At 70.5% G+C, this 15366-nt stretch carries 14 protein-coding genes; 5 read left to right on the plus strand and 9 right to left on the minus strand.

Translation table 11 applies throughout. The annotated features are described in order from the left end of the window. The first annotated feature begins 79 nt into the window (after window positions 1–79). Window positions 80–2098 (plus strand): VTT domain-containing protein, encoded by a 2019-nt coding sequence (locus BME24068_RS21340; RefSeq protein ID WP_174927271.1) that lies wholly within the window; start codon window positions 80–82, stop codon window positions 2096–2098. A 15-nt stretch (window positions 2099–2113) separates the two neighbouring features. On the opposite strand, the gene BME24068_RS21345 is transcribed toward BME24068_RS21340, so the two are convergent. The 6 genes from BME24068_RS21345 to BME24068_RS21370 all read right to left on the minus strand — a co-directional run bounded on the left by BME24068_RS21345 (window position 2114) and on the right by BME24068_RS21370 (window position 8411). Beyond that, window positions 2114–2443 carry a helix-turn-helix domain-containing transcriptional regulator gene (locus tag BME24068_RS21345; protein ID WP_047901651.1) on the minus strand — a complete coding sequence of 110 codons (330 nt, stop codon included), beginning with the start codon at window positions 2441–2443 and terminating at the stop codon, window positions 2114–2116. Further along, on the minus strand, window positions 2440–2772 hold the full coding sequence (locus BME24068_RS21350; RefSeq protein ID WP_174927272.1) for a type II toxin-antitoxin system RelE/ParE family toxin: 333 nt from the start codon (window positions 2770–2772) through the stop codon (window positions 2440–2442). The genes BME24068_RS21345 and BME24068_RS21350 overlap by 4 nt, the downstream gene beginning before the upstream one ends. Window positions 2773–3134: 362 nt before the next feature. After that, window positions 3135–3689, minus strand: a complete 555-nt coding sequence (locus tag BME24068_RS21355; protein WP_174927273.1) for an arsenate reductase/protein-tyrosine-phosphatase family protein — start codon at window positions 3687–3689, stop codon at window positions 3135–3137. A gap of 264 nt (window positions 3690–3953) precedes the next feature. Further along, window positions 3954–6416, minus strand: a complete 2463-nt coding sequence (locus BME24068_RS21360) for an alpha/beta hydrolase fold domain-containing protein (protein WP_174927274.1) — start codon at window positions 6414–6416, stop codon at window positions 3954–3956. Continuing rightward, window positions 6403–8130: a GMC family oxidoreductase gene (locus BME24068_RS21365; protein WP_174927275.1), complete on the minus strand. Its 1728-nt coding sequence runs from the start codon at window positions 8128–8130 to the stop codon at window positions 6403–6405. The genes BME24068_RS21360 and BME24068_RS21365 overlap by 14 nt, the downstream gene beginning before the upstream one ends. Next, window positions 8127–8411: a hypothetical protein gene (locus tag BME24068_RS21370; RefSeq protein ID WP_174927276.1), complete on the minus strand. Its 285-nt coding sequence runs from the start codon at window positions 8409–8411 to the stop codon at window positions 8127–8129. Before BME24068_RS21370 ends, BME24068_RS21365 begins: the two co-directional genes overlap by 4 nt. Window positions 8412–8553: 142 nt before the next feature. Here BME24068_RS21370 and BME24068_RS21375 point away from each other — a divergent pair, with 142 nt between their 5' ends. The 3 genes from BME24068_RS21375 (at window position 8554) to BME24068_RS21385 (ending at window position 11662) form a co-directional block, all read left to right on the plus strand. Then, a complete protein-coding gene (locus BME24068_RS21375) occupies window positions 8554–9591 on the plus strand; it encodes an AraC family transcriptional regulator (protein WP_174927277.1) in 1038 nt (345 codons plus the stop codon). 86 nt (window positions 9592–9677) lie between these two features. Beyond that, entirely contained in the window at window positions 9678–10187 is a 510-nt protein-coding gene (locus BME24068_RS21380; RefSeq protein WP_174927278.1) for a GNAT family N-acetyltransferase, read from the plus strand. A 224-nt stretch (window positions 10188–10411) separates the two neighbouring features. Then, complete coding sequence (locus BME24068_RS21385; RefSeq protein ID WP_174927279.1) at window positions 10412–11662, plus strand: YbfB/YjiJ family MFS transporter; 1251 nt, start codon at window positions 10412–10414, stop codon at window positions 11660–11662. Between the two features lie 42 nt (window positions 11663–11704). Here BME24068_RS21385 and hpaC read toward each other — a convergent pair whose 3' ends face one another. Next, window positions 11705–12250 (minus strand): 4-hydroxyphenylacetate 3-monooxygenase, reductase component, encoded by a 546-nt coding sequence (gene hpaC, locus BME24068_RS21390; RefSeq protein WP_174927280.1) that lies wholly within the window; start codon window positions 12248–12250, stop codon window positions 11705–11707. A gap of 333 nt (window positions 12251–12583) precedes the next feature. On the opposite strand from hpaC, the gene BME24068_RS21395 reads away from it, so the two are divergent. Beyond that, a complete protein-coding gene (locus BME24068_RS21395) occupies window positions 12584–13216 on the plus strand; it encodes a response regulator transcription factor (RefSeq protein ID WP_096500208.1) in 633 nt (210 codons plus the stop codon). 214 nt (window positions 13217–13430) lie between these two features. Here BME24068_RS21395 and BME24068_RS21400 read toward each other — a convergent pair whose 3' ends face one another. Next, window positions 13431–14174 carry an SDR family NAD(P)-dependent oxidoreductase gene (locus BME24068_RS21400; RefSeq protein WP_174927281.1) on the minus strand — a complete coding sequence of 248 codons (744 nt, stop codon included), beginning with the start codon at window positions 14172–14174 and terminating at the stop codon, window positions 13431–13433. A 56-nt stretch (window positions 14175–14230) separates the two neighbouring features. Then, complete coding sequence (locus BME24068_RS21405) at window positions 14231–15355, minus strand: amidase (RefSeq protein ID WP_174927282.1); 1125 nt, start codon at window positions 15353–15355, stop codon at window positions 14231–14233. Between the last annotated feature and the right edge of the window lie 11 nt (window positions 15356–15366).

Below are 15366 nucleotides of genomic sequence, written 5' to 3' on the forward strand. Positions count from 1 at the left end.
CGCACACGCCGATGAACCCTCCCCACGCCACCGCGAGCCCGGCGCATGCACGTCGCGCCGCCACGCCGCACGGCCTGCGATGAGCGACACGATCCACGCATGGCTCGGCGCGATCGGCGCGCATCCGGCGCTCGTGCTGGCGCTCGTGTTCGTCACCGCCGGTGCCGAGGCGATCGCGCTGGTCGGCACGTTCGTGCCGGCCGGCGCCGTGATGTTCGCGGCCGGCACGCTGATCGGCGCGGGCGCGCTCGACGGCTGGACGACGATCGGTGTCGCGGCCGCCGGCGCGATCGTCGGCGACGCGGTCAGTTACGAACTCGGACGGCGCTACCGCGGCGCGGTGCGAAACAGGCTGGTGCGCGTCGGCTATGCGGACGCGTATTCGCGCGGCGAGCAGTTCGTGTTGCGGCACGGCATCAAGAGCATCGTGCTTGCGCGTTTCCTGGCGCCGGTGCGCGCGGTCGTGCCGGTCGTCGTCGGCTGCGCGACGCTGCCGCGGCGCTCGTTCTATCCCGTCAACGTCGTGTCGGCGCTGATCTGGGCGCCCGTGCACGTCGCGCCGGGCATCCTGTTCGGCGCGTCGGCGGCGCTGGCCGCGGCGATCAGCGTGCGGGTCGCCGTGATCCTGCTGGTCGTCGCCGCGCTGGTCGCGCTGGTGTGGATCGGCGTGCGCATCGCGCTGCGCCGCGGCGGGCCGTTGCTGCACCGCGCGATCGCTGCGTCCGTGCATGCGTGTGCCCATCGCTGGCCGCGCTTCGGCGCGCGGCTGCACGACGGCATCGCGCGGGTGCGCCGCCTGCCGGGCGCGGTGCCGGTGCTCGCGCTGCTGTTCGTCGGCTGCGTGTGGCTGTTCGCCGGCATCGTGCAGGACGTCGTCGCGAACGATCCGCTGATGCACGCCGACATCGCGCTGTATGCGTTTCTGCAGAACCTGCGCACGCCGCCCGTGGACGCCGCGATGCGCGCGCTCGCCGTGCTGCACGGGCACGATACGGGGCTGATCGTCGCGGCCGCGTTTCTCGTGTGGCTGATGATCCATCGCTGCTGGCTGACCTCCGCCTGGTGGCTCGCGACCGTCGGCATCGCGGTCGTGCTCGTGCCGGCGTTCGGCGACGGCATGCCCGGCACGACGCCCGCGAGCCTGCCGCCCGGCGCGCTGCACGTGCCGCTGCCCGACGCCAATGCGGCATTCGCGATCCTCGCGAGCAGCGGCATCGGCTGGGTGCTGGCGCGCGACCGGCCCGCGCTGTGGCGCATTCCGGTCGTGACGGCGGTCGTGCTGTGGATCGTGCTGGGCGGTTTCGCGCGGCTGTATGTCGGCGATACGTGGCTGTCGGGCTTGCTCGGCGGCTGGAGTCTCGGGCTCGCCTGGTTCGCGCTGCTGGCCGGCGCCTATGCGTACTGGCAGGTGCGCGAGCACGTGCAGCCGAGGGGCGCGCTCGTCGCGGTGCTCGTCGTGCTCGCGACGGCGGGCGTGTGGACCGTGCCCGCGCAATGGCAGCTCGATCGCGCGGCGCGTCCGCATGTCGGCGATGTCGTGGCGATGACCGTCGATCAGTGGATGCGCGGCGGCTGGCAGCGCGTGCCGATGCGGCGCACCGAGATCGGCGGCGACCGCGAGGAGTACTTGCCGCTGCAATGGTGCGCGACGTCGGACACGCTCGATCGCCATCTGTCGCTGGCCGGCTGGCAGCGGGCGACGCCGTGGTCGCCGGCGACCGCGCTGCGCTGGCTGCTGCCGCAGGCGCCGGCCGGGACGCTGCCCGTGCTGCCGCGCTACACGCACGGCGAGAGCACGCGCCGCGTGTTCGTGCGCGTCGATCCGGAGCAGCCCGACAGCCGCCTCGTGCTGCGGCTGTGGCGTTATCCGTATGTGCTGCAGGATGCGCTCGGGATGCGGCCGCTGTGGTACGGCGCGTTGTATCGCGAGACGCTGCATCGGCCCGCGCGGCTGATGACGATCGTGCGCACGACGACGATCGACGATACGGCGACGATCGCGCAGGCGCTCGCGATCGAGCCGACGATCGCGCATCCGCCGGCGGGGATGCGTGCCGCGCCGGCGGACATGCTGCTCGTGTGGATGGTGCAGCCGTGAGCGTGCGGCGCGCGGTTACGCGTGCGCTGGCTGCGCGGGGACGACGGACAGGCGCAGGCCGACGGTCTTGAGCACCGCGAGCAGGGTTTTCAGTGTCGGGTTGCCGTTGGGTGACAGCGTGCGATACAGCGATTCGCGGCTGATGCCGGCTTCCGCGGCAACCGCGCCGAGGCCGCCGTACGCTTCGGCGACCGTGCGCAGCGCGAGCAGTCCGGCCGCGCGGTTGTCGGGATCGTCGAGCGATTCCATCGCGACGCGCAGATAAGCGACCGCGAGTTCGCGATCGGCGCCGAGTTCGGCGACTTCGGCGTCGTGGTGCGATACCGCGCCTTTCAGCTTGTTCATGTTTGCCTCCGCTTCCAGTTCAACCCGTGTTCCTTTGCGCGCCTGATGTCGTCGGGTTGGCTGTGCTTGTCGCCACCCAACAGCAGTAGCACCAGTGCACCGCCGTATCGGCCGAAATACACGCGATATCCCGCACCGACATGGATGCGCAGTTCGATCACGCCTTCGCCGACAGCGTCGCAATCGCCGAAATTTCCGGTTTCCACGCGGCGCAGGCGTTCGCGGATCCGCGCTTGCGCGAGTTTGTCGCGTACGGCGTTCAGCCATTCGGTGAACGGCTCGCGACCGTCGTCGCGCTGATAGCGAAGCAGTTCGAACTTGGAGAGCATTGTAACTTATAAGCTACATGAAGGGTATATGGGTAGCAACGTGATCGCACGGTTTGCCGGAAGAGGCGGAGCAAGCGCGATGCAGCGGGACCGACCGCCGAAATCGAGGCGGAACGCTGCGTACCGATGCTGTGGCCGGAACGCATGCAGCGCCTTTGTCGTTCGGGATTTCGGGTGATGAAGCCTGTTTCCCGAACGACGATCATTCTTTCATTCGGGGCGTGCGGTGACGATTCGGCCAAACGGCCGAACGCATTGGCGCGCGGGGAGTACGCGCCGTGCGGGGGGACTGCGGAGTGATCAACCTGCCGGGGCCGGCGCCGCCGCGCAACGCGACGGGCGACCCGGCAGGTGCGGCCGCGTTACGGCTTCGCGGGCGCGGCCGTCGCGACCTTGTCGAGTGCGGCGGGGATGAACGCGTCGAGCTGCGCGGTCACCGATTCGTAGAAGTCGATCGGCTTGCCCCACGCGTCGGGCACGTCCTTGTGCTCGCCGGTCGCGTATTCGGCGAGCGTGAACACCTTGCCGGCCGCCGACGGATAGAGCGCGAGCACCTTTTCCTTGTGCTTGCCGGTCATCGTCAGGATCACGTCGGAATGCTTGACGTCGTTCGCGTTCAGTTGCACCGAACGATGCGCGGACGTGTCGATCCCGCGCCGCTTCATCAGGATCACGCCGTTGGCCTCGGGCTTTTCGTCGTACGGATCCTCGTCGACCGCGCGCGAGATCACCGCGATATGCGCGTGCCGCTGCTCGATCAGTTGTCCTGCGATTGCCTCGGCCATCACGCTGCGGCCGGTATTGCCCGTGTCGACGAATGCGACCTTCTTCGGTTCGTCCGCGAATGCCGACGTCGCGCACTGGATGCCCAGGCAGCAGAGCAGGGCAAGCGTCTTGAGGGTGTGGCTGCTTTTCATTGGTGTCTCCGCCAGAGTGAAGGGATCGTCGCCGCGGCAGCGCGCCGAAGCTTGCGGAGATGATGCGCGGCCGCGCACGCGGGAAAAAAATAAACGGCCGGTTTTCGCAAGACGGTGTCGCATTGCCGCAATCGGCGCGATCGGCGCGATCGGCGCGATCGGCGCGATCGGCGCAATCGGCGCAATCGGCGCAATCGGCGCAATCGGCGCAATCGGGGCCGCGGCGAACCGCTGTCCCGATCGCGCCGCATCACCGGTGCATGGTCATGCCGGCGCCACCGCGGCCACCCGCTCCGATGCAAACCCCGCCAGCGTCCGCAACGCATCGCGCGCCGAGCGCAGGTAAAACGCCTGCAGATGAAACACGTGCCAGCGCGCGGCGTGAACTTCGAGCCGGCACGGCACGCCGCACGCGAGCGCATGATCCGCGAGCCGCCGCGCATCCGACAGCAGTACCTCCTGATCGCCGGCCTGCACCAGCATCGGCGGCATGCCGCGCAGATCGATGTCGAGCGGGCCGCGCGCCGCAATCGAGCCGGCCCCGTGATACCAGCGCAAACCCTGTTCGAGCCAGCCGCGCCGGATCATCGGATCGTCGTGGCGGCGCGACGCCAGCGTGTCTCCGCCCAGCGCGGGATCCGTCACGGGCGAGATCAGCAGCAGCGCGGCGGCCGCCGGCTCGCCCCGATCGCGCAGCGCAACGGCGAGCGCCAGCGCGAGCGCGCCGCCGGCCGAATCGCCGGCAATCACGATCCGGTGCGGTGCGTAGCCCTGCGCGCGCAACGCATCGTATGCGGCCAGCGCATCGTCGAGCGCCGCGGGGCTTGGATGCTCGGGCGCGAGCCGGTAGTCGGGCACCCACACCGGCAGGCCGGCTTCGACGGCGAGCCGCGTCGTCACGCCGCGATGCGTGTGCGGGCCGCCGAGACAGAACGCGCCGCCGTGCAGATAAAGCATCGCGCCGCCTGCCTCGCCGTGCTTCGGCGCGACGACTTCGACCGGCACGCCATGGGCGGACATCCGGTAGCGCAGCGTGCCGCGCGTGCCCGGCATCAGCGGCGACAGCAACGCGACGACGCCGCGCTGCATGCGCGCGCCGAACGGCGGCCCGATCAGCGGCCGGAACGCGACGCGCAGAAAACCGCGCAGCGACGCGGCGGCGAGCGCTTCCGCGCGGCCAGCGGGCGGCGCGACGACGATACCGTGCGCGGGCGTCGGCGCGGCGCCGCCGGGCAGCGGCTGCGTGAAGCGGTACGGGGACAGCCCGGCGAAGCGCGTGAGCCATCGATAGGTCAGCGTGAAGCCGGGCCAGTTCGTGCTGTTGTGCCCCGACGCATCGACGTACCAGCTCTTGCAGCCGCTCCACACCGACCCGGCGAGCCGCTGTTGTACGTGCGCGTTGAAGCGCCGGTAGCGGCGCGGATCGACGTCGATCGCGCGCGCGCCGTCGCGCCGCATCGCGAGCACGCAGCGCATCACGTGCGCGATCTGGCTTTCGAGCATGTAGACGATCGAGTTGTGGCCGAGGTTGGTGTTCGGGCCGTACAGCATGAAGAAATTCGGAAAGCCGGGCACGGTGAGTCCGAGATACGCCTGCGCGCCGCGTCGCCAGGCGTCGTTCAGGTCGAGCCCGTCGCGGCCCGTGATGCGCATCGGCGACAGGAACGCGGTGGCGGCGAAGCCGGTGCCGTAGACGATCGCGTCGACCGGATGATCGGCGCCGTCATCGGTTTCGATGCCGTCCTCGGTCACGCGCCGGATGCGTTGCGTGACGAGCTCGACGTTGTCGCGATCGATCGCGGCGAGATAGTCGCTCGACAGCAGGATCCGTTTGCAGCCGATCGGATAATCGGGCGTGAGCCGTTCGCGCAGCGCGGGATCGCGCACGTCGCGCGCGATCAGCTTGCGAAACGGCCGGCCGACCGCGAGATCCATCAGCCCGCGCAGCCGCGTGAACGCGATCGCCCGCGATTCGTAGCGCACGTAGATCGATGCGCGGTACAGCTTCATCGCCCACGGCAGCCGGCGGAACAGCGCGTGCTCCCACGCGCGATACGCGCGGTCAGGACGCGGCATCACGTAGGCCGGCGAACGCTGGAACACGACGAGGCGCTCGACGTCTCGCGCGATCGCGGGCACGAACTGGATCGCCGATGCGCCGGTGCCGACCACGGCCACGCGCTTGCCGGCGAGCGGATAGTCATGATCCCAGTGCGCGGAGTGGAATGCGCGGCCGCGAAACGTGTCGATGCCAGGCAGGTCGGGCATCGCGGGGCGGCTCAACTGGCCGGTGCCGCTGACGAGCAGGGTCGCACTGAGCGTCGTGCCGTCGGCGAGCGTGACGACCCACAGCGCGCGGGCGTCGTCATACCGCGCACGGGCGACTTCCGCACCGAAACGCAGATAGCGCGCGAGGCCATATTTGCGCGCGCAATGCCGCAGATACGCATGGATTTCCGGTTGCGGCGCGAACACGCGCGACCACGCCGGATTCGGCTCGAACGAGAACGAGTACAGATGCGAGGGCACGTCGCACGCGGCGCCCGGGTAGCCGTTGTCGCGCCACACGCCGCCGACGTCGTGCGAGCGTTCGACGATCGCGAAGTCGTGAATGCCGGCGCGTTGCAGCGCGATCGCCATGCCGATGCCGGCGAAGCCGGCGCCGATGATGAGGGCCGACAGCGGCGCGGCCGATGCGGCGGAGCGGGGCGCTTCAGGCGACGACATGGCGGGTTTCCTCCTGCTGGATCGCGTCGTGCGGCATGCACGATGCTGGAACGGGGTCGTGGCGTGCCGGCGCATCGGCCGGGTCGCAGCGGGCATCGGCGGGCGCGCGTGCCGCCGTGCGCTGCACGCCGCGCATCAGGTCGACGGCCTTCTCGGCGATCATGATCGTCGGCGCATTGGTGTTGCCGCCGATCAGCGTCGGCATGACCGACGCATCGACGATGCGCAGCCCCTGCATGCCGTGCACGCGCAATTGCGGATCGACGACGGCGAGCGCATCGCGCCCCATCCGGCACGTACCGACCGGGTGATACACGGTGTCGGTCCGCCGGCGCAGCACGTCGCGAATCTCGTCGTCGGTCGTCACGTTGGCGGTGAACAGGTCGCGCGTGGTCCATTGGGCGAGCGCGGGCGCTTCCATCAAGCGGCGCGTGAGCCTGAAGCCGGCAACCATGTCGTCGAGGTCGCGCGGATCGTCGAAGAACGCGGGATCGATGCGCGGCGCGGCGAGCGGATCGGCGCTGTGCAGCGTGACCGAGCCGCGGCTGCGCGGCCGCAGCAGGCACACGTGGCACGACAGCCCGTGGCCGGCATGCAGCCGGCGCGCGTGATCGTCGACGAGCGCGACGACGAAATGCAGCTGGATGTCGGGCGCGTCGAGGCCGGCGCGCGTCTTGAGGAAGCCGCCGCCTTCCGCGAAATTCGACGTCAGCATCCCGCGCCGTTCGCGGCGAAAGCGCGCGAACTCGCGCAGCATGCGCAGGCCGCCGCGCACGGACACGCCCATCGTGTCGACGCTGCGCGCGCGGTAGCCGAGGATGAAGTCCGGATGATCCTGCAGGTTGCGGCCGACGCCGGGCAGGTCGGCGCGCACCGGAATGCCGAGCCGCTGCAGTTCGCCGGCCGGGCCGACGCCGGACAGCATCAGCAACTGGGGCGTCTGCAGCGCGCCGGCCGCGAGCACGACTTCGCGCCGCGCATGCAGCGTGCGGACTTCGCCGCGCTGCCGCACCTCGACGCCCGTGGCGCGCGTGCCGTCGAACAGGATGCGCAGCACCTGCGCATGGGTTTCGACCGTCAGGTTGTCGCGGCGGCCGACGTGCGGCAGCAGGTACGCGCGTGCCGCGCTCCACCGTTCGCCGTGCTTCTGCGTGACCTGGTAGATGCCGACGCCCTCCTGCCGCGCGCCGTTGAAGTCGTCGGTGAGCGGCAGGCCGGCCTGGCGCGCCGCATCGAGATAGCGCGCATGGAACGGGTTGCCGGTGCGCAGGTCGCTGACCCACAGCGGGCCGTCGCGGCCGTGCCACGCATCGTCGAAGCGCTCGTTGTGCTCGCTCAGGCGGAAGTACGGCAGCACGTCGTCGTAGGCCCAGCCGTCGTTGCCGAGCGCCGCCCAGCCGTCGTAGTCGATGCGATGGCCGCGGATGTAGACCATCGCGTTGATCGCGGACGAGCCGCCGAGCGCCTTGCCGCGCGGCTGATAGCCGATGCGGCCGCCGAGCCCCGGCTGCGGCACGGTGTCGAACGCCCAGTTGTTCACGTGGGTCGGCAGCATCGCCACCGCGCCGGTCGGCACGTTGACGACCGCGCTGTCGCCGCGGCCGCCGGCCTCGAGCACGCAGACGGTGACGGCCGGATCTTCGGTCAGTCGTCCTGCCGCGACGCATCCGCCCGAACCGCCGCCGACGACGAGGTAGTCGTAAGTCTTGCTCATGAATGCGTCTCCCGAGGGTCGATGGGGCATGCGATGCGCGTCGGCACGCGCAGCAGGTCGAAGGTCTCGCCGTACGGCGGGTGGAACGGCGCGGTGCCGTGGCGGTGCGCGGCATCGCGGCAGAACGCGTTTGGCGCGTTCGGCGCGAGCACGCGGGGGCCGTGAGGGCCGTGAGGCGCGCGATCGAATGCGTCGCGCCGGCGTGCAGAGCGGGCGTTCAAGCGGGCCTTCAAGCGGCCATTCAAGCAGGCGGCGAGGTCGGTCTGGCGGCTCGGTCGCATGGTGTCTCCTCCTGGGTGTTGGCGTCGTTCGGGCGACGATCGATGACGCCGATGGTGCGGGCCGCATGGGAAAACACCAATGCTGCTTCGGGACAATTGTTTTAGTATTTGGGCCAAATCGGCGCTTCGAGGGTTTCTCCGCATGAGCTTCTGGGACTTCACCCGAAGTCCGGCCAGCGCCCGGCTGCTGGTCGATTTCGGCGACGAACGCGGTGTGCCGCGCACGAAGCTGCTGGCCGGCACCGGCCTCGCCGACGCGCAGCTGGACGATCCGAACGTCGAGGTGACGGCCGCGCAGGAGCTGCGGCTGACCGGCAACCTGCTGCGCGCGCTCGGGCGGGCGCCGGGCCTCGGCTTCGCGGTCGGGCAGCGCTATCACTTCTCCGCATACGGCGTCTGGGGCTACGGGCTGATCGCGAGCGCGACCGCGCGCGACGCGCTGGCGCTCGCGATGCGCTTCCTGCCGCTCACGTATGCGTTCACCGTGATCACGTATCGCGAGGAGCCTGGCGCGGGCGTGCTCAATTTCGGTGCGCCGGAGCTCGACGCCGACCTGAGCCGGTTCCTCGTCGAGCGCGACATGACGGCCGCGGCGGTGCTGCTGCAGGAAATCGGCGGCGGCGATTTCGCACTGTCGCGCTTCACGATGCAGGCCGCGGGCGCGGCGAGCGGCGCCGCATCCGTGCCGCGCATCGCCGGCGTCGAGCCGGCGTTCGGTGCGCGTGCGAACACCCTCGCGTTCAACCGCGCGTTTCTCGACCGGCCGCTGCCGCATGCGAACCCGCTGACGGTGTCGATGTGCGAGCAGATGTGCAGCCAGCTCGTCGAAGCGCGGCGCGCCCGCGTGGGCACGGCGGAGATGGTGCGGCAATATCTGACGGCGACGCCCGGCAACGTGCCGTTCTCGCTCGAGGACATGGCGCGGCTGATGAACACGAGCCCGCGCACGCTGAAGCGCCGGCTGCAGGACGAAGGCACGACGTTTCGCGCGCTGCTCGCGCAGGCGCGCGGCGCGATGGCCGAGACGCTGCTCGGCGATGCGCATCTGTCGCTGACGGACGTGGCCGAGCGGCTCGGTTTCAGCGACCTGTCGAGCTTTTCGCAGGCGTTCAAGCGCTGGTATGGCGTGCCGCCGGGCACCTATCGCAGCGGCCTGCCGCGCGACGGCGATTTGCACTAGTTCGCAGTAGTTCGCCCGCGCCGCGCAACGCCATGTGCGTGGCGTGCCGTTAGCGTTTCCGCCAACCCGTTCACGAAAGGAGCCGCATGATCACGATTCGCCCGATGACCGAAGACGATTTCCCGCGCTTCTGGCCCACGTATCAGGCGATCGCCGCCGCTCAGGAAACCTATGCACTCGATCCGGCGCCGACGCGCGAAGCGGCCCACGCACTGTGGCTCGATGCGCCGCTCTGCACGTGGGTCGCCGAAGAAGACGGCGTGCTGCTCGGCTCGTACTACCTGAAGGCGAACGCGGCCGGCCCCGGCAACCACGTGTGCAACTGCGGCTACATGGTCGGCGAGGCCGCACGCGGCCGCGGCGTCGCACGCCTGATGTGCGCGCACTCGCAGCAGGCGGCGCGCGAGCGCGGCTTTCTCGCGATGCAGTTCAACGCGGTGGTCGCGACGAACGAGGCCGCGGTCGCGTTGTGGCAGAAGCTCGGCTTCGACGTCGTCGGCCGTTTGCCGCGCGCGTATCGCCACGCACGGCACGGTTTCGTCGACTGCCTCGTGATGTTCAAGTGGCTCGGCGACAAGGCCGCCGCCGAAGCCTGATTCGACGTCGGACGGCGAACGCGCCGTCGAACGCGATCCGCTCGTCAAGCGCGAGCGTGCCGCGCGCGCGAGAATCAGGCCGGCGGGGCGGCGCGCCGTAGGTGTTCCGGCCCCGGCGATCCCGCCGGTTTTCTGGCACCATCTGACGACTTCACGCGCCGGTTGCGACCGCGCGCGCACCGCCGTCCCGGCGGGACGATTCGAACCACGATGGAGACACCCCGATGCGCGCAGCGTCGCAACCGGAGCACGCCGGCCACGCACGGCCGGACGCCGGCGTAAAAGACCCCGACCGCATGGCCGCGTGGCGGCTCGCGATCTGCCTGTCGCTCGGCAGCGCGATCGCACTCGGCCTCGCGCGTTTTTCGTATGCGCTGCTGCTGCCGCCGATGAAGGCCGATCTCGGCTGGAGCTTCGCGCAGGCCGGCGCGCTGAACACGGCCAACGCAGCCGGCTACCTGATCGGCGCGCTCGCATTCCCGTTCCTGTCGCGACGCTGGCGCACCGGCACGCTGCTGGCGGCCGGCTGCGCGCTCACGGCGGTGCTGATGGCCGCCTGCGGAATCACGTCCGGCACGAACGCGCTGCTGATCGAGCGGCTCGCGACCGGTATCGGCAGCGCGCTGATCTTCATCAGCGGCGGCGTGCTGGCCGCGCGGCTCGCGTCGGCGTCGCCGCGCGATGCGGGGCTGCTGCTCGGGCTTTATTACGGCGGCACGGGATGGGGGATCGTCGCGTCGTCGCTGCTCGTGCCGGCGACGCTCGCGCATGGCCTGCACGGCTGGCAGCCCGCGTGGTTCGCACTCGCGTTCGCATGCGTGCTGTTCTCGATGCTGGCCGTGTCGGCCGCGCGCCGCATCGAACGCGTGCATGCGGCGCCGGCCGCGCCGCGCGACGGCGCCGCGCCGGCGGCGAGCGCGAGCCCGGCGCGCTTCGCGCTCGCGCTCGGAGGCTACGGCCTGTTCGGCGTCGGCTATATCGGCTACATGACGTTCATCGTCGCGCTGCTGCGCGGGGCGGGGATGAGCGGCACGGTCGTGTCCGCGTTCTACGTGATGCTCGGCGTCGCGACCGTCGTGTCGGCGCGGCTGTGGTCGGGGCTGCTCGACCGGATGCGCGGCGGCCAGGCGCTGGCCGTGCTCAATGCGCTGCTCGGCGTCGCGACGCTGATGCCGGCGATCTTCGCGCATCCGGCGGCCGCGTTCGCCTCGGGCGTGCTGTTCGGCGCGACGTTCCTGTCGGCGGTCGCGGCGACGACCGCGTTCGTGCGCCACAACCTGCCGCCGGAAGGCTGGGCGAAGGGGATCAGCGCGTTCACGACGATCTTCGCGTTCGGGCAGATCGCCGGCCCCGTCGCGATCGGCTGGGTGTCGGACAGCGCGGGGCTCGCGCGCGGGCTCGTGTATTCGGCGCTCACGCTGTTCGCGGGCGCCGCGCTCGCGGCCGGACAGCGCGCGTTGCGGGTGTCCGCGTAGCCGGCACGGGCCCGCATCCGGCGCCGCGCTGCGCCGGCGTCGTTACCGCACGCAGGCCGTGCGCGACACGCGATGGAACGCGCGGCTGAAGTAGATGAGGCTGTCGCCGTCGTGGCGCACGCGGATCGACGTCGCTTCGATGAACATCACCGAATGCGAGCCGACTTCCTTCATCTCGGCGATCGTGCCCTGCAGGCTCGCGAGCGCGTCGCGCAGCACGGGCACGTCCTGTTCGCCGCGATCCCACACCGGCAGTTCGAAGCGCCGCTCCATCGGCAGCTCGGTCATTCCCGCGAAATGCCGCGCGAGCAGTTCGTGCTCGGCCGGCAGCACGTTGATGCACACGTGACGATTGCGCTCGAAGATCGCATGCATCGCGCTCGACCGGTTCAGGCACACGAGCAGCGTCGGCGGCGCGTCGGTGACGGAGCAGACCGCGCTCGCGGTGATCCCGCAGCGGCCGTGCGGCCCCGCGGTGGTGATGACGTTGACGGCCGCGCCGAGGTGGGCCATCGCTTGCCGGAAGGCCTTTTGCGCGTCGGTCGGTTCGGCGTGCGCCGGTTGCGGGGTATCGGTCGTTGCGGACATGGGCGCTCCTGGTTGGATGAGGGTGGCGATCGCGGGCGCTGTCGATGCATCGTCGCATCGCCGACAATGACCCTAGCGTACGTCGCGAAAATGCCGCCGGCCATTCGCACGAACGATGACGAAGATGGCGTTCGCGCCAACGTATCTAAAGGTTCTACCTAGATGCGCGGCACGCTGCGCGAAAAAAAGCGAGATTGTGCGTTCGCGCGGTACGTGAAGGGGTATTCAGCGGATTTTCGGCTCGCTATGATGTGCCGCATACCCCCGACGAACGACGCCTGCCTCACCTGCGTCGCGCGTGATACCGATACCGATATTTTGCGAGACACCCCGATGACGTCACCCGCTCCGATCGTATACATCGTCGACGACGACAGCGGCATGCGGACGTCGCTCGCCTGGCTGCTCGAATCGGTCGGCATCGCGTCCGAAGGGTTCGCGAACGCGGCCGATTTTCTTGCGCGCTTCGATGTGAGCCAGCCCGCGTGCCTGGTGCTCGACGTGCGGATGCCGGAGAAAAGCGGTTTCGACGTGCAGGCGGAATTGAATGCGCGCGGCGCGACGCTGCCGGTGATCTTCGTCAGCGGACACGGCGACATCCCGATGTCGGTGCGCGCGCTGCAGAACGGCGCGATCGATTTCGTCGAGAAGCCGTACAACTCGCAGCAGATGCTCGAGCGCGTGCAACGCGCGCTGCGGCTCGCGCAGCAGCGGCACGCGGTCGACCAGCGTCATCGCGAACTGCGCCAGCGGCTCGATGCGCTGACCGCGCGCGAGAAGGAAGTGCTGCGCGGCGTCGTCGACGGCAAGGGCAGCAAGCAGATCGCGTCGGACCTGTCGATCAGCGTGAAGACCGTCGACGTGCATCGCGCGAGCATCAAGGAGAAGCTCGGCGCGACGTCGATCGCCGCGCTGGTGCGCGACGTGATGGTCGTGTGGGGCGACGACGGGGAGTCGTCGCGCTGACGGCCGGGCCTGCAAGCGGACGGGCTTGCGCGTGCAGGCCGCGTCGTGCGAAGCATGCCAGGCACGCGACGCAGCCGACGCGCGGGCACCACGCACCACACGCACCACACGCACCACACGCACCACACGCACCACACGCACCACACGCACCACACGCACCACACGCACCGCGCACGGCGCCGGTCGACACCGCGCGCTCGATGCCTGCCGCCGTTCAACGCATGTACAACCCGCCGTTGATGTCCCAGCATGCGCCGTTCGCGAAATGCGCGTCGCTCGACGCGAGCAGCACGGCCGCATCCGCGACGAAGCCGGCCGACCCGAGCTTGCCGCCCGGCAGGCTCGCGAGCACCTGCCGCAGCTTGTCCGGCGCGACGCTCTCGTAGACGATCGGCAAGTCGAGCGGGCCCGGCGAGATCGCGTTGACGGTCACGCCCTGCGCGGCGAGATCGCGCGCGAACACCTTGGTCAGCGTCAGCGTGCCGCCTTTCGCCGCGGCGTAATGCGCGCCCGTCGCCGAGCCGCCGTTCTGCCCGGCGAGCGACGCGATGTTGACGATGCGGCCCGCGCCGCGCGTCGCGAAGTACTGGCCGAACACCTGGCAGCCGAACAGCACGCTGCGCAGGTTCACGTCGATCACCTGGTCGAACTGCTCGGCCGTGATCTCCATCGCGGGCACGACCTTCGACGCGCCGGCATTGTTCACGAGCACGTCGATCGTGCCCCAGCGCGCGACGAGCGCATCGCGCGCCGCTTCGAAATCGTGTTTCGACGTGACGTCGAGCGGCAGCGCGAACGCGCGTTCGCCGCTCGCATCGAGTTCGCGTGCATGCGCGCGAATGGCGTCGGCGGCGATGTCGGCCAGCGCGACGCGATAGCCGGCCGCGTGAAAGCGTTCGGCGATGACGGCGCCGAGCCCGCGCGCGGCGCCGGTGACGAGAACGACTCGGTCTGACATGGTGCGTGATTCCCTGGTTCGCGGGCGCGCATCGGACGCGGCGCCCGCATCGTGGTTCATGCGGCGAGCGCCGCTTCGAAGTGCGCGGCCAGCGCGCACACCTGTTCGTCCGCGCCCTTGCGTCCGACGATCTGCAGCCCGGCCTTCAGCGGCGTGCCCGCGAGCGGCAGCGGCAGGCTGAGCGCCGGATGGCCGCTCAGGTTGAACGGCCGGATCAGCGACGACATTGCAATCACCGAGACGCCGTCGCGTGCCTGCGCGAGCGTGATCGGCAGCGCGGGCAGCGTCGGCAGCACCAGCACGTCCGCGCGTTCGAGCGCCGCATCGACTTGCGCGGTGAAGCGCGCGCGCACGGCTTCGGCTTCCGCGAGCGCGGCCGGTGTCGTCGTCGCGGCGGCGCGCAACCGTGCGTCGAGATCGGCGCCGAGCTTGCCGGTTGCGACGAGATGGCCGAACGCGCGCGACGTTTCCGCGTTGATGACCGAGAGTCCCGCCGCGAACGCGGCGGGCATGTCGTCGAGCACGACGTCGTGCGAATCCAGCCCCGACGCGCGTACGGCCGCGTCGAGCGCGGCTGCGATGGCCGGATCGGCATCGACGATCACGCGCGCGATCGTGCAGCCGGCGGCGGGCGCTGCCGCACGCACCCGGTCGAAGCCGGGCGCGATGGCGGCCATCGCGGCCGCGAGCGTGCGGATGTCGCGCGCGAACGGCCCGACGCAATCGAGCGTGGTGTCGGCGGGCGCGACGCCGCGCCGCGACACGCGGCCGAACGTCGGCTTGAGGCCCGTCACGCCGCAGCAGGCGGCCGGCCCGCGAATCGAGCCGCCGGTGTCGGTGCCGAGCGCGGCGTCGACCGTGCCGAGCCCGACGAGCGACGCCGACCCGCTCGACGAGCCGCCCGGAATGCGCGTCGCGTCCTGCGGATTGACCGGCGTGCCGGTGGCGTCGTTGATGCCGGTCATGCCGAACGCGAGCTCGTGCATGTTCGCCTTGCCGGCGATCTGCCAGCCGGCGTCGAGCAGGAGCCGGACCACGTCCGCATGCTGCGCGGCGGGCGGCGCGTCGGCGAGCGCGCGGCTTGCCGCGCGGGTCGGATGGCCGGCGATGTCGATCGTGTCCTTGATCGCGATCGTCGGGCCCGGCCCGCCCAGCGTGAAGGTGTCGATGAAGCCTGTCATGGTGCGATGGC

It is taken from the genome of Burkholderia anthina (genome assembly GCF_902498995.1).
In the GTDB taxonomy this organism is placed as follows: domain Bacteria; phylum Pseudomonadota; class Gammaproteobacteria; order Burkholderiales; family Burkholderiaceae; genus Burkholderia; species Burkholderia anthina.

Bases quoted from the DNA above. Each gene is read 5' to 3' on its own strand.
- BME24068_RS21355 (WP_174927273.1), bottom strand. From the start codon at position 3,689: ATGAAAAGCAGCCACACCCTCAAGACGCTTGCCCTGCTCTGCTGCCTG.
- hpaC (WP_174927280.1), bottom strand. From the start codon at position 12,250: ATGTCCGCAACGACCGATACCCCGCAACCGGCGCACGCCGAACCGACC.
- BME24068_RS21405 (WP_174927282.1), bottom strand. From the start codon at position 15,355: ATGACAGGCTTCATCGACACCTTCACGCTGGGCGGGCCGGGCCCGACG.
- BME24068_RS21375 (WP_174927277.1), top strand. From the start codon at position 8,554: ATGAGCTTCTGGGACTTCACCCGAAGTCCGGCCAGCGCCCGGCTGCTG.
- BME24068_RS21340 (WP_174927271.1), top strand. From the start codon at position 80: ATGAGCGACACGATCCACGCATGGCTCGGCGCGATCGGCGCGCATCCG.
- BME24068_RS21400 (WP_174927281.1), bottom strand. From the start codon at position 14,174: ATGTCAGACCGAGTCGTTCTCGTCACCGGCGCCGCGCGCGGGCTCGGC.
- BME24068_RS21380 (WP_174927278.1), top strand. From the start codon at position 9,678: ATGATCACGATTCGCCCGATGACCGAAGACGATTTCCCGCGCTTCTGG.
- BME24068_RS21370 (WP_174927276.1), bottom strand. From the start codon at position 8,411: ATGCGACCGAGCCGCCAGACCGACCTCGCCGCCTGCTTGAATGGCCGC.
- BME24068_RS21395 (WP_096500208.1), top strand. From the start codon at position 12,584: ATGACGTCACCCGCTCCGATCGTATACATCGTCGACGACGACAGCGGC.
- BME24068_RS21360 (WP_174927274.1), bottom strand. From the start codon at position 6,416: ATGTCGTCGCCTGAAGCGCCCCGCTCCGCCGCATCGGCCGCGCCGCTG.
- BME24068_RS21350 (WP_174927272.1), bottom strand. From the start codon at position 2,772: ATGCTCTCCAAGTTCGAACTGCTTCGCTATCAGCGCGACGACGGTCGC.
- BME24068_RS21345 (WP_047901651.1), bottom strand. From the start codon at position 2,443: ATGAACAAGCTGAAAGGCGCGGTATCGCACCACGACGCCGAAGTCGCC.
- BME24068_RS21365 (WP_174927275.1), bottom strand. From the start codon at position 8,130: ATGAGCAAGACTTACGACTACCTCGTCGTCGGCGGCGGTTCGGGCGGA.
- BME24068_RS21385 (WP_174927279.1), top strand. From the start codon at position 10,412: ATGCGCGCAGCGTCGCAACCGGAGCACGCCGGCCACGCACGGCCGGAC.